Origin of the sequence: Bradyrhizobium sp. LA6.8 (assembly GCF_040547935.1) — a bacterium.
Lineage (GTDB): Bacteria > Pseudomonadota > Alphaproteobacteria > Rhizobiales > Xanthobacteraceae > Bradyrhizobium > Bradyrhizobium barranii.
The window spans coordinates 232,836-252,215 of the sequence record NZ_JBEPQQ010000008.1 but is presented as its reverse complement, the minus strand read 5'-3'; the positions used below and the strand labels follow the sequence as shown (position 1 = coordinate 252,215).

Annotated in this window: 18 protein-coding genes; 3 read left to right on the top strand and 15 right to left on the bottom strand. The window is 65.2% G+C overall.

All coding sequences use genetic code 11. The features are described from left to right. Nucleotides 1-19 precede the first annotated feature (19 nt). From lspA to ABIA90_RS32910, 3 genes are all read right to left on the bottom strand, one after another. Nucleotides 20-514, bottom strand: a complete 495-nt coding sequence (gene lspA, locus ABIA90_RS32920; protein WP_166103609.1) for a signal peptidase II — start codon at nucleotides 512-514, stop codon at nucleotides 20-22. A gap of 9 nt (nucleotides 515-523) precedes the next feature. Next, nucleotides 524-3,523, bottom strand: coding sequence for an isoleucine--tRNA ligase (ileS, locus tag ABIA90_RS32915; RefSeq protein ID WP_354120871.1), 3,000 nt, complete (start codon nucleotides 3,521-3,523; stop codon nucleotides 524-526). A gap of 218 nt (nucleotides 3,524-3,741) precedes the next feature. Further along, nucleotides 3,742-4,713 carry a bifunctional riboflavin kinase/FAD synthetase gene (locus ABIA90_RS32910; protein WP_354120872.1) on the bottom strand — a complete coding sequence of 324 codons (972 nt, stop codon included), beginning with the start codon at nucleotides 4,711-4,713 and terminating at the stop codon, nucleotides 3,742-3,744. A 230-nt stretch (nucleotides 4,714-4,943) separates the two neighbouring features. On the opposite strand from ABIA90_RS32910, the gene ABIA90_RS32905 reads away from it, so the two are divergent. Further along, nucleotides 4,944-5,339, top strand: coding sequence for a response regulator (locus ABIA90_RS32905; protein WP_007596883.1), 396 nt, complete (start codon nucleotides 4,944-4,946; stop codon nucleotides 5,337-5,339). A gap of 209 nt (nucleotides 5,340-5,548) precedes the next feature. Here ABIA90_RS32905 and ABIA90_RS32900 read toward each other — a convergent pair whose 3' ends face one another. The 3 genes from ABIA90_RS32900 to ABIA90_RS32890 all read right to left on the bottom strand — a co-directional run bounded on the left by ABIA90_RS32900 (nucleotide 5,549) and on the right by ABIA90_RS32890 (nucleotide 9,687). After that, on the bottom strand, nucleotides 5,549-6,403 hold the full coding sequence (locus ABIA90_RS32900) for a TIGR01459 family HAD-type hydrolase (RefSeq protein ID WP_014491965.1): 855 nt from the start codon (nucleotides 6,401-6,403) through the stop codon (nucleotides 5,549-5,551). 15 nt (nucleotides 6,404-6,418) lie between these two features. Then, complete coding sequence (locus tag ABIA90_RS32895; protein ID WP_354120873.1) at nucleotides 6,419-7,894, bottom strand: EAL domain-containing protein; 1,476 nt, start codon at nucleotides 7,892-7,894, stop codon at nucleotides 6,419-6,421. Between the two features lie 230 nt (nucleotides 7,895-8,124). Next, the gene (locus ABIA90_RS32890; protein WP_354120874.1) at nucleotides 8,125-9,687 is read right to left on the bottom strand and encodes a winged helix-turn-helix domain-containing tetratricopeptide repeat protein; all 1,563 of its coding nucleotides are present in this window, start codon (nucleotides 9,685-9,687) and stop codon (nucleotides 8,125-8,127) included. Nucleotides 9,688-9,807: 120 nt separating this feature from the next. Here ABIA90_RS32890 and ABIA90_RS32885 point away from each other — a divergent pair, with 120 nt between their 5' ends. Then, on the top strand, nucleotides 9,808-10,647 hold the full coding sequence (locus tag ABIA90_RS32885) for a class I SAM-dependent methyltransferase (protein WP_063985583.1): 840 nt from the start codon (nucleotides 9,808-9,810) through the stop codon (nucleotides 10,645-10,647). 49 nt (nucleotides 10,648-10,696) lie between these two features. Here ABIA90_RS32885 and ABIA90_RS32880 read toward each other — a convergent pair whose 3' ends face one another. From ABIA90_RS32880 to uvrC, 7 genes are all read right to left on the bottom strand, one after another. Further along, complete coding sequence (locus ABIA90_RS32880) at nucleotides 10,697-11,827, bottom strand: YihY/virulence factor BrkB family protein (RefSeq protein WP_354120875.1); 1,131 nt, start codon at nucleotides 11,825-11,827, stop codon at nucleotides 10,697-10,699. 1 nt (nucleotide 11,828) lies between these two features. Beyond that, on the bottom strand, nucleotides 11,829-12,416 hold the full coding sequence (locus ABIA90_RS32875) for a phage holin family protein (RefSeq protein WP_354120876.1): 588 nt from the start codon (nucleotides 12,414-12,416) through the stop codon (nucleotides 11,829-11,831). A gap of 90 nt (nucleotides 12,417-12,506) precedes the next feature. Then, the gene (prmB, locus tag ABIA90_RS32870; protein WP_354120877.1) at nucleotides 12,507-13,466 is read right to left on the bottom strand and encodes a 50S ribosomal protein L3 N(5)-glutamine methyltransferase; all 960 of its coding nucleotides are present in this window, start codon (nucleotides 13,464-13,466) and stop codon (nucleotides 12,507-12,509) included. Beyond that, entirely contained in the window at nucleotides 13,466-13,963 is a 498-nt protein-coding gene (locus tag ABIA90_RS32865) for a molybdenum cofactor biosynthesis protein MoaE (RefSeq protein ID WP_354120878.1), read from the bottom strand. Before ABIA90_RS32865 ends, prmB begins: the two co-directional genes overlap by 1 nt. 3 nt (nucleotides 13,964-13,966) lie before the next feature. Further along, nucleotides 13,967-14,218, bottom strand: coding sequence for a molybdopterin converting factor subunit 1 (gene moaD, locus ABIA90_RS32860; RefSeq protein WP_354120879.1), 252 nt, complete (start codon nucleotides 14,216-14,218; stop codon nucleotides 13,967-13,969). Continuing rightward, a complete protein-coding gene (gene pgsA, locus ABIA90_RS32855) occupies nucleotides 14,215-14,832 on the bottom strand; it encodes a CDP-diacylglycerol--glycerol-3-phosphate 3-phosphatidyltransferase (RefSeq protein ID WP_014491974.1) in 618 nt (205 codons plus the stop codon). Before pgsA ends, moaD begins: the two co-directional genes overlap by 4 nt. A gap of 96 nt (nucleotides 14,833-14,928) precedes the next feature. Further along, entirely contained in the window at nucleotides 14,929-16,992 is a 2,064-nt protein-coding gene (uvrC, locus tag ABIA90_RS32850; RefSeq protein WP_354120880.1) for an excinuclease ABC subunit UvrC, read from the bottom strand. Nucleotides 16,993-17,240: 248 nt separating this feature from the next. Between uvrC and ABIA90_RS32845 the strand changes: the two genes are divergently transcribed. Further along, nucleotides 17,241-17,864: an outer membrane protein gene (locus ABIA90_RS32845; RefSeq protein ID WP_014491976.1), complete on the top strand. Its 624-nt coding sequence runs from the start codon at nucleotides 17,241-17,243 to the stop codon at nucleotides 17,862-17,864. An 85-nt stretch (nucleotides 17,865-17,949) separates the two neighbouring features. Here ABIA90_RS32845 and ABIA90_RS32840 read toward each other — a convergent pair whose 3' ends face one another. Together ABIA90_RS32840 and ABIA90_RS32835 are read right to left on the bottom strand one after the other, a co-directional pair. After that, complete coding sequence (locus ABIA90_RS32840) at nucleotides 17,950-18,165, bottom strand: cold-shock protein (RefSeq protein WP_063986700.1); 216 nt, start codon at nucleotides 18,163-18,165, stop codon at nucleotides 17,950-17,952. Between the two features lie 254 nt (nucleotides 18,166-18,419). Continuing rightward, the gene (locus ABIA90_RS32835; RefSeq protein WP_085403342.1) at nucleotides 18,420-19,280 is read right to left on the bottom strand and encodes a 23S rRNA (adenine(2030)-N(6))-methyltransferase RlmJ; all 861 of its coding nucleotides are present in this window, start codon (nucleotides 19,278-19,280) and stop codon (nucleotides 18,420-18,422) included. Nucleotides 19,281-19,380: the final 100 nt, after the last annotated feature.

Below are 19,380 nucleotides of genomic sequence, written 5' to 3'. Positions count from 1 at the left end.
CGGTCCGTATCGGCCGGGATCAGGGCGCTTTTGCGGCGGGTACCCCCAGGAAGGAATCATACAATAGCGCCGCCACCCCGACAACGATGGCCACGTCCGCGAGGTTAAACACATACCAATTATAGGTATTTCCGCCGATCTCGATGTGGAACAGGGCGAAATCGACCACCGCGCCGTAGGCGAAGCGGTCGATGCCGTTGCCGATCGCGCCGCCGATGATCAGCCCGAGTGCGACCGTGGCGAGCAGCGTGTGCGAGCGGGCCATCCAGATCGCCAGGGCGACCACGGCGACGACCTTGACCGCCATCAGCGCGATCTGCGCCGACTGGCCGTCGTTCTGGAGCCAGCCGAAGCTGATGCCGATGTTCCAGGCCAGCACCAGGTCGAAGAACGGCATCACCTTCACCACGCCACGGCGGGCGAGGTCGAACACGTTCAGGAGCCACAGCTTTGAGGCCTGGTCGGCCACCAGCGTGACCACGGCCGCGAGGATGCCGGCGCGAAGCGGGGTCATGGCCGGGGATCAGATCCCCACCCCGAGCGCCTTCCATTCGCGCAGCGCCTGGGCGTCGCGCGGGGTGACGTCGGGGTATTCAGGGTCTTCACCGACCATGGGCGAGATCTTCCAGGAGCGGGCGCATTTGGTGCCGACCGCCTTCTCGACGACGACCGCGACGCCGGGCACCGCATCGAGACGGAACGCGCCCGCAGGCGCCTCGCCCTCACGCACCTCGTAGTTCGAGGTGATGCAGACCTCGGCGAGATCGGTGTCGAACAGCGTCGCCAGCATGTCGCGATCGGCGACATAGATCACCGGTGAGGCCTCGAGCGACGAGCCGATGTTCTTGGCGGCGCGTTCGAGCTCCAGCGCGCCGGTGACGACGCGGCGGACGTTGCGGATCGTCTCCCACTTCGCGGCGAGCTTGTCGTCGCGGAGCGTCTCGATGCCTTCGGGAAACAGGGTCAGATGGACGGAAGGCTCCGCGTTCGGCCGGAACATGCGCCAGGCTTCCTCGGTCGTGAAGCTCAGGATCGGCGCGAGCCATTTCAGGAGGGCATCGCACACCAGGTCGATCGTGGTGAGCGCGGCCTTGCGCGCCGCCGAGGACGGCGGGTCGCAATAGAGCGTGTCCTTGCGGATATCGAAGTAGAACGCCGACAGCTCGGAGTTCATGAAGGCTGCGAGGCTCGCGACGACGGTCTTGTAGTCGAAGGCGGCATAGGCCTTGCGAACGGTTTCGGCATGGCCGGCCAGTTCGTGCAGCATCAGCCGCTCGAGCTCGGGCATCTCGGCATAGGCGACCTTCTCGCTCGCCTTGAAGTGATGCAGCGTACCGAGCATCCAGCGGATCGAGTTGCGCAGCTTGCGATAGGTCTCGATGGTGTTCTTCAGGATCTCCGGGCCGATGCGCTGGTCATCGGCATAGTCGGTGGCGCAGACCCACAGGCGCAGGATGTCCGCGCCCGAATCCTTGATCACCTTCTGCGGCTCGACGGTGTTGCCGAGCGACTTCGACATCTTGCGGCCGTTCTCGTCGAGCGTGAAGCCGTGGGTGAGCACGACGTCGTAGGGCGCGCGGCCCCGCGTGCCTGCGCTTTCCAGCAGCGAGGAATGAAACCAGCCGCGATGCTGGTCGCTGCCTTCCAGATACATCACGGTGTCGTTGCCGCCGTCGATCTTGCGGACGATGTTGCCGAGCTGCGGGAAGTTCTGGCGATCCTCGAGCACGAAGGCGTGCGTGGAGCCTGAATCGAACCAGACGTCGCAGATGTCGTCGACCTTCTTCCAGTCCTCGCTCGCGCGGGACCCGAGGAAGCGTTCGCGGGCGCCGTCCATGTACCAGGCGTCGGCGCCTTCCTCCATGAAGGCCTCGGCGATGCGCTGGTTGACGATCTCGTCCTGCAAGATCTCTGCCGAGCCGTCGCTCTTCTCGCGCACGAACACGGCGATCGGCACGCCCCAGGCGCGCTGGCGCGAGATCACCCAGTCCGGGCGATTGGCGATCATGCCGTTGATGCGGTTCTCGCCCGACGGCGGCACCCATTGCGTGACCGAGATCGCGTGCAGCGCGCGGGCGCGCAGCGTGTCGCCCTTCTTCGCATGGCCGTCATCGCTGATGTCCTTGTCCATCGCGATGAACCATTGCGGCGTGTTGCGGAAGATCACCGGCTTCTTCGAGCGCCAGGAGTGCGGATATTGATGCTTGAGGCGGCCGCGGGCGAGCAGCTTGCCGCCCTCGATCAGCGCCTTGATCACGGCCTCGTTGGCATCGCCCTTCTCGCCCTTGTCGTTGAGCACGCGCTTGCCGGTGAAGCCGGGGGCCTGCGCGGTGTAAGCGCCGTTCTCGTCGACGGTGTAGGGGATCGCGGTCGGGATGCCGCGCGCATCGAGCTCGCGGGTGTTGGCCGTCCAGACGTCGAAGTCCTCGCGGCCGTGGCTCGGCGCGGTGTGCACGAAGCCAGTGCCGGTGTCGTCGGTGACATGCTCGCCGGCGAGCAGCGGCACGATGAACTCGTAACCGCCGTCGAACCCGCGCAGGGGATGGGCGCATTCCACGGCATCCAGCGTGTCGCCGGGAATGTCGCGCACCTTCTCATAGGAGGTGACGCGCGCCTGCTTGAACACTTCTGCGGCGAGCGCATCGGCCAGGATCAGGAGATCGCCGGTCTTGGCCCAGTTGTCGGCGGGCGCATCCGTCACCTTATAGAGGCCGTAGGCGATTTTCGGCGAGAACGAGATCGCGCGGTTGCCCGGCAGCGTCCAGGGCGTGGTGGTCCAGATCACGACGGAGGCACTGGCGAGTGCGCCATGCGCCGGTGACGTGACGGGAAACTTCACCCACACCATGTCGGAGGTGTAGTCCTCGTACTCGACCTCGGCTTCCGCAAGCGCGGTCTTCTCGACCACGCTCCACATCACCGGCTTGGAGCCGCGATAGAGCGTGCCGTTGGCCGCGAACTTCATCAGCTCTCGGGCGATCTGCGCTTCGGCCGGATAGCTCATCGTCTGATAGGGATGATCCCAGTCGCCGATGATGCCGAGCCGCTTGAACTCCTCGCGCTGCACGTTGATCCAGTGCGTCGCATAGGCGCGGCATTCCTTGCGGAACGCCACCATCGCGGCGGAGTCGCGGAAATCGGGCTTCTGCTTGCCCTTCTTGCGATAGTTCTCCTCCTCGATCTTCCATTCGATCGGCAGGCCGTGGCAGTCCCAGCCCGGCACGTAATTGGAGTCGAAGCCGAGCATCTGCTGGCTCTTGGTCACGACGTCTTTGAGGATCTTGTTCAGCGCGTGCCCGATATGGATGTTGCCGTTGGCGTAAGGCGGGCCGTCATGCAGCACGAATTTGGCGCGGCCCTGGGCTTCCCGGCGCAGCTTGTCGTAGAGGCCGATGTCGTTCCAATACTTCAGCAGTTCCGGCTCGCGCTGCGGCAGGCCGGCGCGCATCGGGAAATCCGTCTGCGGCAAATAAAGGGTCTTGGAATAGTCTTTGGCGTCGGACTTTTGCGGCTTTTCGGACATGGGGCTGACTGGCTCGGAAGGGCGCGGAAACGGATAGCGACTGGAATCGCGGGGTGAAACGACGAAATCCCGGTCTTGCGCCGAGCCTTCAGGCTCAGGCGGAAGCCGGGCCGCTAATCCCTATGATGCACCGCGCAAACATGGGCTCTCCATAGCAGGGGGCCAAGGGAAGCGCAAAAGGTAGAAGCGCAAAAGGTACGGCGGGCCGGATTTGGGCCTCAATCGATCACGCCAAGCCGCGGAAACGCGTCCGGGGCGGCGGCCAGCACGGCGCGGGCGCGGGCGGAATCGTCGTCCATCTGGCGGATCAGGGCCTCCAGGCTGTCGAATTTCAGCTCCTCGCGGATGAAGCCGACGAAGGCGCAGTCGAGCGCTTGTCCGTAGAGGTCGCCCTTGAAGTCGAACAGGAAGATTTCCAGCAGCGGCGCGCCATTATCAAAGGTCGGACGGCGGCCGAAGCTTGCCACCCCGTCCAGCCGCTCGGCGCCGCTGCCGACCCGCACCGCATAGATGCCGTGCTTGAGGCCGCAATTGGCATCGAGGCGGATGTTGGCGGTGGGATAGCCGAGGTCGCGGCCGCGCTTCTCGCCGTGGATCACCTCGCCGGTGATGAACCAGGGCGCGCCCAGCATGGTGGTGGCCTCGTCAATGAGGCCCTCGGCGAGCGCGATCCGGATGGCGCTGGAGGAGACCGGCCGCTCGTCGATGTCGACATGGGCCTGCACGTCAACCTCGATGCCGAGTCGGGGCGCCTCGTTCACCAGGAGGCTCGGCGAGCCGACGCGACCCTTGCCGAAATGAAAGTCGTAGCCGACCGCGATGCCGCTGACGCCGAGGCGCCCGATCAGGTCATGGTGAATGAAGTCTTGCGCGCTGGTCCCGGCCCTGGCCTTGTCAAAGGTCATGACCACGGCGCCGGCGAGCCCGGTGCCGGCCAAAAGCCGCAGCTTGGCCGGCTCGTCCGTCAGGCGGAATTGCGGGGTGTTCGGGCTGAAAAACCGGCGCGGATGCGGCTCGAAGGTCAATGCCAGCGCAGGGCGGCCATGCACCCGGCCCATTTCCAGGGCCGCTGCGATCACCGCGCGATGACCAAGATGAACGCCGTCGAAATTGCCCATGGCGACCACGGCGCCCCTCAAAATCGCGGAATCCGGCGTTGTGTCGCGGATAACGGTAAAATGCGGGACCATCAGGGGAATTCTCGAAGCGGCAGGACCTGCGGACCGTGGCTTGACCGGCCGGACGAAGTCAAGCGGCAGGGGAGGCGACCGCATGAACATGATTTCAGTCCTTCGGAGGCGTCCCCAGTTAACGCGCTGTTTAACGCCTTGGTGCTAGTCCTTGAATTGTGGAACAGCGGGGCTCCGGCCCCGGCGGGTCCGATCGTAATATTTCCTGGGTTTGCGTTGGGGGAGTCGAGATGGCGGTTGATTTGTCGATGTCGGTTCTGGTGGTTGATGACTACAGCACCATGATCCGTATCATCAGGAATCTCCTGAAGCAGCTTGGCTTCGAGAATATCGATGATGCAAGCGACGGTTCGGCGGCGCTGAACAAGATGCGTGGCAAGAAGTACGGGCTCGTGATTTCCGATTGGAACATGGAGCCGATGACGGGTTACGACCTGCTGCGCGAAGTGCGCGCGGATCCGAACCTCGCCACCACGCCTTTCATCATGATCACTGCGGAATCGAAGACCGAGAACGTGATCGCGGCCAAGAAGGCCGGCGTGAACAACTACATCGTCAAGCCGTTCAACGCGGCGACGCTGAAGACCAAGATCGAAGCGGTCTTCCCGGACATGGCGAGCGCGTAAGCGCGCTCTTCGCCGGACAATAATCTTCCATTTTGGAACGTCGTGCCCGGGCTTGTCCCGGGCATCCGTGTTTGTGGATGCCAAAGGCGTGGATGGTCGGCGCATAGGCGCGCGGAAGCGACGCCGTCCTTCGGCCGGCTTAGCCGGGCCATGACGACGATTGGGGCTTAGCAATTCGTCTAAGCCGGCGTCGGTTCAAGCCGCAGCCATCACCACTTCAATTCGCGCATCAGCGCCTTGGGCGGGTGGCCGAACAACTCCATCACCGATTTCGGGTCGAGCTGGTCGAGGCCCTCGAACTCCTCGGCATGGATGCCGCGGGTGACGAACAGGCAGTCGATGCCGAATTCGCGCGCGCCGGTGAGGTCGGTGCGGACGGAATCGCCGATCGCAAGCACCTTTTTCCGGTCGATCATGTGACCCTGGCGTTCGCCGGCGAGCATCATCGCGCGCTCGTAGATCGGGCGATGCGGCTTGCCGTAGAAGATCACCTCGCCGCCGAGTTCGCGATAGAGTTCCGCGATCGCGCCGGCGCAATAGATCAGCCGGTCGCCGCGCTCCACCACGATATCGGGGTTGGCACAGACCAGCGTCAGCTTGCGCTCGCGCGCCTTCAGCATCATGCCGCGATAGTCTTCCGCCGTCTCGGTCTCGTCGTCATAGAGGCCAGTGCAGACGATGTAGTCGGCTTCTTCCAGCGGCGCGGTCGTCGCATCGAGGCCGCGATAGATCGAGTTGTCGCGCTCGGGTCCGAGCCAGAACATCTTGCGGCCGGGATGCTCGGCGACATAGAGCCGCGTCAGATCGCCCGACGAGACGATCGCGTCATAGGTCTCGTCCGCGACGCCGAGCTTGCGCAATTGCCGTTGGACGGAGTCGGCCGGGCGCGGGGCATTGGTGATCAGGATCACCGTACCGCCGCGGCTGCGATAGGTATGCAGCGCCTCGCAGGCTTCGGGGAACGATTCCAGGCCATTGTGAACCACGCCCCAGATGTCGCTGAGCACAACGTCAACGCCGCCCACGAGCTCGCGCAGGCTTTCGGCGAAATGCAGCGTGGTCATGATGCGTGCGGCCGATCAGATCCGGCGCGCGAGCGCCGCGTTGCCGGTGATACGTTGGGCTGGAGGCGCTGAAGACGTGGCGCCTGGGCTGGGAGAAGCGGAGCCATTGGATCCCTGAATTTCCTGCGCCGGGTTCGGCGAGGCCCCGCCGGTAGCAGATGCCCCTTCAGGCCGCAATGGCCGGGGCGGCGCGAACAGGAACCCCTGACCGAACCGCACGTCAAAGTCGAGCAAATCGACCACTGCGCGCTCGCCCTCGATCCGTTCGGCGATCAGGTCGATGCCGAAGCGGCCGAGCAGGTCGGAGAGGTCGGAAGGATGGATGTCCGAGGTCGAGGCCTGCCTGGGGTCGAGCAGGAGGGACGCCGGCACCTTGATGAAGCGCACGCCGCGATCGGCGAGCTCGCGCGGCTCGATCCTGAGGTCTGTGACATGGTCGATCGAGAAGCGGAAACCGCGCTGGGCGAGTGCCGCGAGATTCTCGGTCTCGGCCGGACCGAGATTGCGGAAGGTCGACTGCTTGAACTCCAGCACCAGCGATGGCGCCAGCGCCCGGTTGGCTTCGAGGAAGTCGAGGCACTGCGCGAAGGTGGTGGAATTGCCGAGCGTGGAGGCCGCGACGTTGCAGAACACGCCGACATCCTTGTTGCGCACCATCAGGCGCCGCAGCACCTGCACGCAGCGCAGCATCACCATGTTGTCGATGCGTCCGATCAGACCCGAGGCTTCGGCGATGCTGATGAATTCCTCGGCGGCGATCAGCTGGTCGCGCTCGTCGCGCAGGCGCGTCACGGCTTCGTAAAACCGCACCTTGCGCTGCGGCAGCGTCACCATCGGCTGGAGGAAGATGTCGATGCGGTTCTCGTCGATGGCGTTGCGCAGTGTCGCCAGTAACTGGGTCGGGTTGCGGCCATTGGCCGTCTGAACCGGAACGGCGGTGTGGGTCTGGATCGCCGGTGTTGGCCGCGGCGGCGGTGCGGGCAGCGGCGGAGGGGCGGCCGGCCGCTCCTCGAAGGCCGCAATCAGGTCGAGCGGCGCCTCCGGCTCTGGCCGGGCGACCGGAGCGGGGGCGGGGGTCGGCGCGGCCCCGGCCAAGAGGTCTTCATGGGCTGACACGGTGGCGGCGAGCTGCCTGACCAGCCCACCGAGCTCGTTGATCTCGCCGACCACTGACTGGATGCGGTCGGAGTTGGTCGAATTGGCCGAGGCGATGCGCCCCTCCATCGCCGCGAGCCGGCGGCCGAACTCGGCGACCTGGCGGGCGAGGTCGGCGGTGCCGCGCGAGAGGTCGGCGATCTGGCCGCCGACGTCACTGCGGTCGCGCAGCCGCATCGAGACCGCGTTGTAGAGGATCAGGAAGGTCAGCGCGGTCAGCGCCACGATGGCGGATTCGGTTCCGCTGATGCCGGCGACCGAGTAGAGGACAAGCCCGAGCGAGGCCGCGACCAGAACCATGCAGATGGCGATGAAGATCGTCGAAATGCGAATCATGCCGCGCGTTACGCCTCAAAGAGCTGACTGCCTCATCCGGGAAAACACGGGTCAGTGTGCGAACCCGTCACGCCTCATGCTCCCCTAAGCAAGGCGACCTTAACATCATTGTTGATTCGAGGGGATAGCGGCCTGTTCGCGGCGCCGGAGCATGATCCGGAAAGTGTGCAACGGTTTTCCCTCGCGACAAACGCGGAACGCGTTTGTCGCGGAGATCATGCCCAGACAGTCTAGGTCAGGCCGGCCCGGCGAAAGCCTTCGAGGTAGTGCTCGCGGTCGGCGGCGAGCTTGATCGGCATGAACTCGGCGATCCAGGCGAGCGAGACGTTGGGCTGGGCACGCTGGAGTTCCTTCAGCGCCGCGCGGGCGGTCTCGGTTTGCCCGGCCATCGCCGCGGCCGCGGTCAGCACCCGGTGCCCGCCGACGAAGTCACTGCGCTGGCGCAGGGCCTCCTGTGCGAGCCGGATCGCTTCCGCATAGTCCCTGCCGAGGAAGCGGGCAAAGGCGGCGATGCCGAAATAGACGGGTGCATAGGGGTCGCGCGGGCTGAGGCGGATCGCCCGCCGCGCGGCCTCGTCGGCATCCCGCCAGCGGCCGCAATAGCTGAGCGTCAGGCCATAGTAGCCCTGCGCCAGCGCAAAGTTCGGATTGAGCCGCAGCGCGGTCTCGAATTCGGCAAGCGAATCCTCGAACCGGCGTGCGAACAGATCGACATGGCCGAGCGCATTATGCGCCCAGGCATCCTGGTCGTCGGCGCGGATCGCGGCCCGTGCCGCGCGCTCGGCCACCGGCAGCGCCGCGGCCATCTCCATCCAGCCCATATGCGCCGTGAACATGTAGCTGGTGCCGAGCAGCCCGAGCGCCTTGCCGTAGTTCGGGTCGAGCGCGATGGCCTTTTCGAGCAGGGCTCGCGCCGCGACGTGGTCCTGCCGCGTTACGCGCCAGTAATGGGAGAGGGCGCGCATCAGAAGGTCCCAGGCGTCCAGGCTGTCGGGCGGCTTGCGCTCGGCGCGAAAATTCTCCGCGGCATAGAGCTGCGGCTCGATCGCGGCGACGATGCGTTCGGTGATCTCGTCCTGTACGGCGAAGACGTCGGCGAGCTCGCGGTCGTAGCGTTCGGCCCAGAGATGGCTGCCGGTGGCGACATCGTTGAGCTGCGCGGTGATGCGGACGCGATCGCCTTCCTTGCGGACGCTGCCCTCGACGACATAGCGCACGCCGAGCTCCTCGGCGACCTGCCGCAGGTGAACCGTGCGGCCCTTGTAGATGAAGGAGGAGTTGCGCGCGATCACGAAGAACCAGCGCAGCTTCGACAGCGCGGTGATGATGTCCTCGCTGATGCCGTCGGAGAAATAATCCTGCTCGGCCTCGCCGCTCATGTTGGTGAAGGGCAGGACGGCAATTGCGGGACGATCGGGCAGCGGCAATTCCGTCGGTGTTGGGTCGGGCGGCTTGCCCGGCGCCGACGATGAGGCTGCGGCGGAGCGTTCGGTCACTGCGCCGACGAACCGCACGCCCTTGCGCGCGACTGTGCGGATCAGCCGCTGATCTTCGCCATTGTCATTGACCGCGCGCCGCGCCGCGTTGATCCGGCTGGTCAGCGTCGATTCCGAGACGACGCGGCCGTTCCAGATCGCGTCGAGCAGATTGTCCCGCGTCACCACGCGCTCGCGGTTGCGGACCAGGTAAAGCAGGAGATCGAACACCTGGGGCTCGAGCGCGACGAGCGTCTCCGCCCGCCGCAATTCGCGGCGCGCGGGGTCGAGCACGAAATCCTCGAAATGAAATGTCACGCCGCCCTCGGCTCGCGCGGGGAAATCAAGGTGTTCTCAGCGTAAAATAACGCCACTCTCAAGGCCAGCGAGCCGCATGCGCCCTATCGTCCCGGCGTCTTCAACCGCAGGAGAATTGCCATGTCGACATCCGCCGCGCTCAAGCCGGCCCTCGCCCAACCAGATCTTGCCGCCGTCAAGCAGCGCCAGCACAGCGCCTGGTCATCCGGCGACTATGCCATTGTCGGCACCACCTTGCAGATCGTCGGCGAGCAACTCTGCGAGGCGCTCGACTTGCGCGCCGGCAGCAAGGTGCTTGATGTCGCCGCCGGCAACGGCAATGCGACGCTGGCCGCCGCGCGGCGCTGGTGCGACGTCACATCGACCGATTATGTTCCCGCGTTGCTCAAGCGGGGACGCGAACGGGCCGCGGCGGAGCATCTGATGGTCGAATTCCGTGAAGCTGATGCCGAAGCGCTGCCGTTTGCGGATGCCAGCTACGACGTCGTGCTCTCGACCTTCGGCGTCATGTTCACGCCGGATCAGGACAAGGCGGCGTCCGAGCTCGCGCGGGTCTGCAAGTCCGGCGGCAAGATCGGCCTCGCCAACTGGACGCCCCAAGGCTTCATCGGTCAGCTCTTCAAGACCATCGGCAGGCATTTGCCGCCGCCAGCGGGCGTGAAGTCGCCGGCCTTGTGGGGCACGCCGGCACGGCTTGAGGAGATGTTCGGCAGCCAAGCCTCCGAGATCGCCGCCGAGCCGCGCATGTTCGCCTTCCGCTATCGCTCGCCGGAGCACTGGCTCGAGGTTTTCAAATCCTATTACGGGCCGATGCTGAAAGCGTTCGTGGCGCTGGAGGAGACCGGCCAGGCCGCGCTGCGGCGCGATCTCATGGCGCTGCTCGGCGAATTCAACCGTGCCGACGACGGTACGGTGGTGGTGCATAGCGAGTATCTGGAGGTCGTGATCAGCAAGCGCTGAATTGCTGTCGTGATCCGGTCAGGCCCAGCCTCGGCCTGACCGCCGGCAATCAGCATGGCGCGGCGGCGCCGACCGTGTCGGCCGAGACGGCCTCGCGGGTGCCGAGCGGCTTGGGCGGTCCGGTGGTCGTATCCCGAAGGGTCTGCCGCTCGATCTCCGAGTTCAGCTCGGCCCCGAACATGATGACGATCGCCGACATCCACATCCACATCATCAAGCCGATCGCCGCGCCGAGCGAGCCGTAGGTCGCGTTGTAATTGGCGAATTCCGAGAGATACCAGGACAGGAGTGCCGAGCCGGCGATCCAGAGGATGGCGGCCGTCACCGCGCCGAGGCTCAGCCATTGCCAGCGTGGCGCGTCGCGGCTCGGTGCGAAGCGGTAGAGGACGGCAAGCGCGGCCAGCAGGATGACGAACAGCACCGGCCATCGCGCGAGAGCGACGATCAGCCTGCTTTCCGGCGCGATGCCGAGATGGTTGAGCGCGAGCGGGAAGGCGACCACGGTGCCCACCATCAGCAGCAGCGCCGCGATGCCGCCGACGGTGAAAGCCAACGACACCGTGTTCAGCCGGACGAAGCTGCGCTTTTCGCGCTCCTCATAGGCGACGTTGAGGGCATCGAAGATGGCTTTGACGCCCGCATTGGCGCTCCAGATCGCGAGCAAGAGGCCAAACAGGAAGGTGACACCCAGGGCGGTATTGCCGTTGGACACCACGCGCGCGACCTGGTCCTCGACGATCTGGAACGCGCCCTCGGGCAGCATCATCGCGAGCGAATGCAGGTTGGAACTGATCGTCGAGGGATCGGCGAACAGGCCGTAGGACGAGACCAGCGCGGTCACGGCGGGAAAGATCGCGAGCAGCCCGAAGAAGACGACGCCGCCCGCAGTTGCGAGCAGGCGATCGCCGTCGATGCGCTGATAGGTGCGCCAGAAGATGTCTTTCCAGCCCGCCCACGGGATCGCGAAAGGGCTTTTCGCGCGCCGGCCGTGGCCGGGCTGCATCGCTGCGCCGGCCGGGCTCGTTTCCGGCGAACTTGCTTCATTGTTGCGATGGTCTTGCGGAGGGCCCGACCGGATGGGGCCGGACTCCTGAAAGTAGCGTTCCGCAGACAGCACGAAGACGGCCGTGGCGGCCACCAGCAACCAACTGTCGAGGTGCTCGGTGTGCCGCGCGCGCATTTCAAGCGTCCAAGCCGTGGCCGTGCCGGCGCCGCCGTGCGGCCGTGAAGCCCAGCAGCCCGACGGCTGCGAGCATCAGACCCAACTGCACGGGCCGGTTGGTCCGGGCCGACAGGGCGTTGCCGCCACGGCCACGTTCGCCCGGTGCGCGCGGCACCAGCGGAATCGTCGTTGCGACCTCTTTCACCGCCTGCTTGACCGTTCCGCGCGGGATCCGCGGGGTGGCGATCGCAACGCGCATCCGGCTGGCAAGCGGCACGATCGGCTTGTCCCGACGCTTCATTTGGGCCTGAGCCACGCCGGCGCAGGATACGGCCAGCACCAGGAGCACGGCCGCGACGGCACCAAAGCCCCAGAATTGTCCGTGGGTGATTGCGACCCAACGATAAAGGGCCATCAGGCCGACAAAGAGGGTGGCGATCAGGAACAGCCCGGCCATTGCGAACAGTCCTGCCGCGACCGCATAGGACGTCGCGCGGCCCGTGGCCTGATTGGTACGGTCGCGCAAGTACGATCGCGCGGCGCGCTTGAGATGATTGATCTTGAGCGCTATGCCGGCGCGCAGCAATTCGCCCGATGGCGCGAGCATGCGGACATCCTCCGAGAACGAAAAATTCGTCGGGGGATGAACGTGGCGGAATTTGACTTGTTCCGCGCGGAGCGCGGGTGCCGGGACGGATCAGCCGAGATCGGCGGCCGCGATCCAGAACACCTCGCCCTCGGACTCCTCGGTGTCGAGCCAGAGCAGCGGCAGTTCCGGAAAGGCCTCGTCGACCAGTTCGCGGCCGCGGCCGATCTCGCAGATCAAGCCGCCATCCGGCGTCAGGTGATCGGGCGCATCGCGCAGGATCCGGCGCACCACGTCGAGACCGTCGGGGCCGCCGTCAAAGGCCAGCTTCGGCTCGGCGCGGCACTCCGGCGGCAGGGCGGCCATGCCTTCCGCATCGACGTAAGGCGGGTTGGTGATGATGAGGTCGTATCTGTTGTCACCGAGCGGGGCGAACAGGTCGCCGCGATGCAGGCTGATCCGGTCATCGAGCCTGAATTCGCCGACATTTCGTGTGGCGACTTCGAGCGCGCCCTTGGAGATGTCGACGGCATCAACGGTGGCATTCGGGAAATGATGCGCGGCAAGGATGGCGAGACATCCAGAGCCCGTGCAGAGATCGAGCACGCGTTCGACGGCCGTGGGGTCGTCGATCAGCGAGCCCGCCTCGCCGTCGCCGCCGAAATGCGACTCCAGCAGCTCGCCGATGAAGGAGCGCGGAACGATGACGCGCTCGTCGACATAGAAGGGCAGGCCGCGCATGTAGATCTTGTTGACGAGATAGGCGGTCGGTTTGCGCGTGGTGACGCGCTGATGGATGAGGTCGACGATGGTCTTGCCTTCCGCCGACGTGACGCAGGCATGGGCAAAGATCTCGAACTGGTCGGGATGCAGATGCAGGGCTTCGCAGACCAGGAAGGCTGCTTCCGCGACCGGATCGGTCGTGCCATGGGCAAAGGCGAGCTTCGCCTCGGTGAAGCGGCTCACGGCGTAGCGGACGAAATCGATCAGCGTGAGCAGCTCGCCGCGGCCGACCTTCGCGAGTTTCGGTGCCGCGCGGCCGCGCGTGGTCTTCTTGGATGCTCTTGCCATCAGGATCGGGTCCAGCGTGCGGCGGCCTCGTCGTCACGGGCGTGGGCTTCGACCCAGCCGGTGCCGGTGGCGCTCTCTTCCTTCTTCCAGAACGGCGCGCTGGTCTTGAGATAATCCATCAGGAACTCGGCCGCCTGGAACGCTGCCTGGCGGTGCTGCGAGGCCGTGAGCACCAGCACGATATTCCGCCCCGGCATGAACCGCCCGACGCGATGAATGATGGTGACGCCGTTCAGCGGCCAGCGCGATGTAGCTTCGTCGGCATGGCGCTTGATCTCTTCTTCCGCCATGCCGGGATAATGTTCGAGCGTGAGGGCGGCGATCTTCGCGCTGTCCTCGTCGCCGCGGCAGATGCCGGAAAAGCTCACGACCGCACCGATGTCGGTGCGGCTCCCGGTCAAGATCGCGATCTCGCGCGCGATGTCGAAATCGTCCTGCTGGATGCGGATGGTGACGGGGCAGGGGCTGACGGGGGCGGTGCTTACGGGGGAGGTCATGGCCTAGCCGCCGGTCATCGGCGGGAAAAACGCGATCTCGCGGGCGCCCGCGATCGCGGCGTCCGATTTGACGTGGGCATGATCGATCGCGGTGCGGATCACCTTCGGCCTCTCGAAGGCGTAGGCATAGGCCTCGCTCTGGCCGGACAGCCAGGCGATCAGCTCCTCGACGGTGCGCACGGTCGCCGGCGGCTCGATGGTCTCCTCGGCCTTGCCGACGCGCTCGCGCACCCAGGCGAAGTACTTCACCTTCATGCCTCATCCTCCTTGATGAGGTGATGGATACCGGCGCGGAAATAGTCGTAGCCGGTGTATATGGTGAGGATCGCCGACGCCCAGAGCAGCGCAAGCCCGATCATCGAGACCACGGGCACCACCTCATCGCCGGCCGGGCCCGCGAGCAGGAAGCCGATGGCGATGAGCTGAACGGTCGTCTTCCACTTCGCAAGCTTGGTCACGGGAACGCTCACCCGCAACGCCGCGAGATATTCGCGCAGGCCCGAGACCAGGATCTCGCGGCACAGGATCACGATGGCGGCCCACAGCGACCAGCCATGGATGATGCCGTCGGCGGCCAGCATCAGCAGGCAGGAGGCGACCAGCAGCTTGTCGGCGATCGGATCGAGCATCCGGCCGAACGCCGATTGCTGATTCCAGATCCGCGCGTAATAGCCGTCGAGGTAATCGGTCACTGCTGCCGCGATGAAGATGGCGACCGCGACCCAGCGCAGCCACAGCGGCTGATCCAGAATCGACTGCGCATAAATGCACCCGACCACGACCGGGATCGCGGCGATCCGGCCATAGGTCAGGATGTTCGGGAGGGACATCGCGCGGCTGGTCGTCCCTCGTGTCGTGGCGATGTTCATCCGTCCTACCAATACCGCTCGTGCCTGAAGGTCAACCGTCCCGCTCCCCAAATGAGGTGCAGCATGCGACGACCATATGACCGCGGCCCCCTTAGTTCACCCCGGCTGGGGATGGAAATAGTCGAAAATCCTGCGAGCGCTCTCGGCGCTCACCCCCGGAACCTTGCCGAGATCGGCGATCGAGGCCCGCTCGATCTCCTTCAGGGTTCCGAAATGGTGCAGCAAGGCACGTTTGCGTGACGGGCCGATGCCCGGAATCTCCTGCAAACCGGCCTCGCGGATGTCCTTCTTGCGCAGCTTGCGGTGCGAGCCGATGACGAAGCGGTGGGCCTCGTCGCGCAGGCGCTGGATGAAATAAAGCACGGGATCGCGCGGCTCCAGCTTGATTGCCTCGCGCTCCGGCATGAACAGGGTTTCGCGGCCGGCATCCCGGTCCGGTCCCTTGGCGACCGACATCAGCGACACCTGGGTCAGGCCGAGATTCGTAAAGATCTCCCGGACGGCGTTGAGCTGGCCGCGACCGCCGTCAATGATCACGAGGTCGGGCCATTGCGGGAAGTCGTCGTCCTTGGCCTTGCCGGCGGCGTCCTCGGGCGGATTGATCAGGCGCTTGAAGCGGCGTTCCAGCACCTCGCGCATCATGCCGTAATCGTCGCCCGGCGTGAGCCCTTCCGACTTGATGTTGAACTTGCGGTACTGGTTCTTCACGAAACCATCGGGGCCGGCGACGATCATGGCGCCGACCGCATTGGTGCCCTGGATGTGGCTGTTGTCGTAGACCTCGATGCGCTTGGGTGAATGCGGCAGGCTCAGCGTCGTCGCCATGGCGTCGAGCAGCCGGCTCTGCGTCGCGGTGTCCGCGAGCTTGCGGCCGAGCGCCTCGCGCGCATTGGTCAGCGCGTGGGCGACCAGCTCCTTCTTCTCGCCGCGCTTGGGCGCCGTGACCTCGATCTTGTGGCCGGCCTTGATCGACAGCGCATTGGCGAGCAGCTCGCTCTCCTCGATCTCGTGCGAGAGCAGGATGTTCTTCGGCGGCGGCTTGTCGTCGTAGAACTGGGCGAGGAAGGACCCCAGCACTTCCTCCGGCGTATAGGTCTTCTCCGCGCGCGGGAAATAGGCGCGGTTGCCCCAGTTCTGTCCGGTGCGGAAGAAGAACACTTCGACGCAGGAGAATCCGCCCTCCTGGTGGATGGCGAACACGTCGGCTTCTTCCACCGTGCGCGGATTGATGCCCTGCTGCGACTGGATCGCCGATAGCGCGGCGAGGCGGTCGCGGTAGAGTGCCGCGGTCTCGAATTCGAGCTCGCCGGAGGCCTTCTCCATCTCGCCGGCAAGCTCCTGCTTCACCGCTTGGCTCTTGCCGGAGAGGAAGTCGGTCGCCTCGCGCACCAGCGTCGTATAGCCGGGGAAATCGATCTCGCGGGTACAGGGGCCGGCGCAGCGGCGGATCTGGTAGAGCAGGCAGGGCCGCGAGCGGCTCTCGAAGAAGGAATCGGTGCAGGAGCGGATCAGGAACGCGCGCTGCAAGGCGGTGATGGTGCGGTTGACCGCGCCGGCGGAAGCGAACGGGCCGAAATAGCGGCCGGGCCGCGACTGCGCACCACGATGCTTGAGGATCTGCGGCGCCCAATGGTCGCCGGTGATCAGGATGTAGGGAAACGACTTGTCGTCGCGCAGCTGCACGTTGAAGCGCGGCCGGAGCTGCTTGATGAGATTGGCTTCCAGCAGCAGCGCTTCGGTCTCGGTGTTGGTCGAGACGATCTCCACGGTCACCGTGGCCGCGATCATGCGCAGGATGCGCGCCGGTTGCGGCGCGCTCTGGCGCGCATAGTTCGACAGGCGCTTTTTGACGTTCTTGGCCTTGCCGACATAGAGCACGTCGGCATTGGCGCTGAGCATGCGATAGACGCCCGGCGAGGTGGGCGCGAGGCGGACCGCGCGCTCGATCGCCTCATGGCCGGTCGCCAGCGGCTCTTCGCCGACCGCGCCGCTCTCCTCCAGGATGTCAGGCAGCAGCGCGTCGTCCTCGTCCTCGCCAGCGGTGGTGGCGGGATCGAGGTCCGGCGGCGCCAGGCTCTCCGGCGGGGCGTCGGCCGTCGTGCCGCGCGGAGATTTGCGCGCGCGTGCGTCGTCCGGATTGTCGGTGGAATCGTGAGCCATGATGCGAATTTAAGCGCTGGGGGTGCCGATTTGAAGTTCCAGCCTTGCGGCACACACAGGATGGCGGCGCGGTTCCGGGTAACACTTGCTTAAGCCTGTTAAGAGCGTGGTAACCCGGCTTAACAGGCCTTTAACTTAAAACTCTCGATAAATCTTACGCGAAAAAGAGGAGGTTCCGTAACCATGCGATTTTGCCTTGCGCGGCGGCGCAGGCATCGCGGGGGCGGCCGTTGCGTTGGAGAGTACCGATGAGGGGGTTCGTTGTAGGCGCAGCCGTGTTGGTTGCAGCCGGCTGGACAGCTTCGGCAGAGGCCGCCGATCTCAATTACGGGCAGGGTGCGCCGTACACCGTCAATCAGCCGCTCAACGCCTATAGCTGGGCCGGTCCGTATCTCGGTGCCAATCTCGGCTATGAGTGGGGCTCGGTGAGTAATTCGCCCGTCAAGCCCTCCGGTTTCGTCGGCGGTGTGCAGGCCGGCTACAATTTTCAGAATGGTCCATGGGTGTTCGGCGTCGAGGGCGACATCCAGGCCGCGGGCGCTGATGACACCTTCGCGCCGTGGAAGTTCTCCAACCCCTGGTTCGGCACGCTGCGCGGCCGCGCCGGCTATGCGTTCAGCAACGTGCTGTTCTACGGCACCGCCGGCCTCGCCTTCGGCGAGCTGCGCGCGCAGACATTCGGTTGGACGGAGTCGCACACCACCGCAGGCTGGACCATCGGTGCCGGCGCGGAAGTCGGCTTCGCGCCGAACTGGAGCGCCAAGCTCGAATATCTCTACATCGATCTGTCGACGAGCCAGTTCGCAATTACCGGCGTGTCAAACGGCTATAGCGCCAGCGTTGTGCGCGCAGGCGTGAACTATCACTTCTGATAGTTGAAGAAGAAAATACCGGACAACAGCCTCCCGGCCGCTCGCGGCCGGGATTTTTTTCGCCAGGTGTTCGCTCGAAAACGCTCTAGGAGACGATGACCAAATTGACTGCCTTTGGTCCCTTCCCCTTCTTGTCCGGCTCGACTTCAAAAGTAATGCGCTGTCCTTCGGCGAGATCTTTCAGTCCCGCCCGCTCCACAGCAGTAATGTGCACGAAGACGTCGCGCCCGCCGTCGTCGGGCTTGATGAAACCGTAGCCGCGCTCGCCGTTAAAAAACTTGACCGTTCCCGTCATGGCCATCGGGAAACTCCCCCTCATTGCTCCTCCGTCGCGACGCAGACTCACGTCACGACATGACCGGGCCTTACGAAGCCCGGGAGCTGGCCATCCTTGGGCGGACCTTTCTTTCGGTCCGATCGGATCTTTCTTAGGCCTTCACTCCGCCGCAACCATTCGCGGAAGCGGAACGTAAAGCCAGTCACGGAAACAGCATAATACGGTTCTCTGCAGATTGACTACCGCTCCTGCATCTTTTTCCCAAGAATGCCGGGGTGTTACGGTCTCGGCACCTCTAATCGGAATCTGGCAGCTCCGCCCTGTCCGAGCGGTATCTCCAGCTCGGGCAGGATCGTCTTGAGCTCGCCATGCAGCGTGTACGGCGGATTGACGATCAACAATCCGGCGGAGGTGAGGGCGGCGCCATCAAGCTGCGGCGCGACACTGAATTCGAGACGCAGACATTTTCCTGGTGGTTTTGCTGCGGCTGCGAGCCGCGCCACTGATTGCACCAGCGTGTCGGTGGCGCGCCGGCTCTTGGCCGGATACCAGATTACATAGATACCGGTCGGCCATTTCACGAAAGCCGCCGAGAAGGCGTCGCCGAGCTTTTCGAACTCGTCTTTCGCCTCGAACGGCGGGTCGATCAGCACGAGCCCGCGCCGTTCCTTCGGTGGCACGAAGGCCGGCAGCGCGACCCAGCCGTCGAGATCGACCACGCGCGCCTGTTCGTCGCGGCGCAGCACACCGATCAGCGCCTTGCGCGCCTTCGGCTCGAGCTCGCAGGCAACGAGGCGGTCCTGCGGCCGCAGCAGGCCGCGCGTGATCAGCGGCGAACCCGGATAGGCCTTGAGTTCGCCCTTCGGATTGTAGGCACGAACGATGTCGAGATAGGGCTTGGCCAGCGCCACGGCGTCGTTCGACAGGCGCGCCTGCATCAGCCGCGCGATGCCGGTCAGCCATTCGCCGCTGCGGCGCGCCTCGTCGCTTTCGAGATCATAGAGGCCGGCGCCGGCATGGGTGTCGATGACACGGAATGCGCCCGGCTTGTCCTGAAGGTAGGTAATGATGCGCGCGAGCACGATGTGCTTGATGACATCGGCGAAGTTTCCGGCGTGGAAGGCGTGACGGTAGTTCATGAGACAGGACTACGCTACGTCACGGCTTGAGCAAAGCGGCATGCGCGTCTGTCCCGGACGCGCTGCTGCTCTTAGCGTTGCGGGCCAGGGCCGAGGACTC

Coding starts and splice junctions, on each gene's coding strand:
- lspA (WP_166103609.1), bottom strand. CDS start 514: ATGACCCCGCTTCGCGCCGGCATCCTCGCGGCCGTGGTCACGCTGGTG.
- ileS (WP_354120871.1), bottom strand. CDS start 3,523: ATGTCCGAAAAGCCGCAAAAGTCCGACGCCAAAGACTATTCCAAGACC.
- ABIA90_RS32910 (WP_354120872.1), bottom strand. CDS start 4,713: ATGGTCCCGCATTTTACCGTTATCCGCGACACAACGCCGGATTCCGCG.
- ABIA90_RS32905 (WP_007596883.1), top strand. CDS start 4,944: ATGGCGGTTGATTTGTCGATGTCGGTTCTGGTGGTTGATGACTACAGC.
- ABIA90_RS32900 (WP_014491965.1), bottom strand. CDS start 6,403: ATGACCACGCTGCATTTCGCCGAAAGCCTGCGCGAGCTCGTGGGCGGC.
- ABIA90_RS32895 (WP_354120873.1), bottom strand. CDS start 7,894: ATGATTCGCATTTCGACGATCTTCATCGCCATCTGCATGGTTCTGGTC.
- ABIA90_RS32885 (WP_063985583.1), top strand. CDS start 9,808: ATGTCGACATCCGCCGCGCTCAAGCCGGCCCTCGCCCAACCAGATCTT.
- ABIA90_RS32880 (WP_354120875.1), bottom strand. CDS start 11,827: ATGCGCGCGCGGCACACCGAGCACCTCGACAGTTGGTTGCTGGTGGCC.
- ABIA90_RS32875 (WP_354120876.1), bottom strand. CDS start 12,416: ATGCTCGCGCCATCGGGCGAATTGCTGCGCGCCGGCATAGCGCTCAAG.
- prmB (WP_354120877.1), bottom strand. CDS start 13,466: ATGGCAAGAGCATCCAAGAAGACCACGCGCGGCCGCGCGGCACCGAAA.
- ABIA90_RS32865 (WP_354120878.1), bottom strand. CDS start 13,963: ATGACCTCCCCCGTAAGCACCGCCCCCGTCAGCCCCTGCCCCGTCACC.
- moaD (WP_354120879.1), bottom strand. CDS start 14,218: ATGAAGGTGAAGTACTTCGCCTGGGTGCGCGAGCGCGTCGGCAAGGCC.
- pgsA (WP_014491974.1), bottom strand. CDS start 14,832: ATGAACATCGCCACGACACGAGGGACGACCAGCCGCGCGATGTCCCTC.
- uvrC (WP_354120880.1), bottom strand. CDS start 16,992: ATGGCTCACGATTCCACCGACAATCCGGACGACGCACGCGCGCGCAAA.
- ABIA90_RS32845 (WP_014491976.1), top strand. CDS start 17,241: ATGAGGGGGTTCGTTGTAGGCGCAGCCGTGTTGGTTGCAGCCGGCTGG.
- ABIA90_RS32840 (WP_063986700.1), bottom strand. CDS start 18,165: ATGGCCATGACGGGAACGGTCAAGTTTTTTAACGGCGAGCGCGGCTAC.
- ABIA90_RS32835 (WP_085403342.1), bottom strand. CDS start 19,280: ATGAACTACCGTCACGCCTTCCACGCCGGAAACTTCGCCGATGTCATC.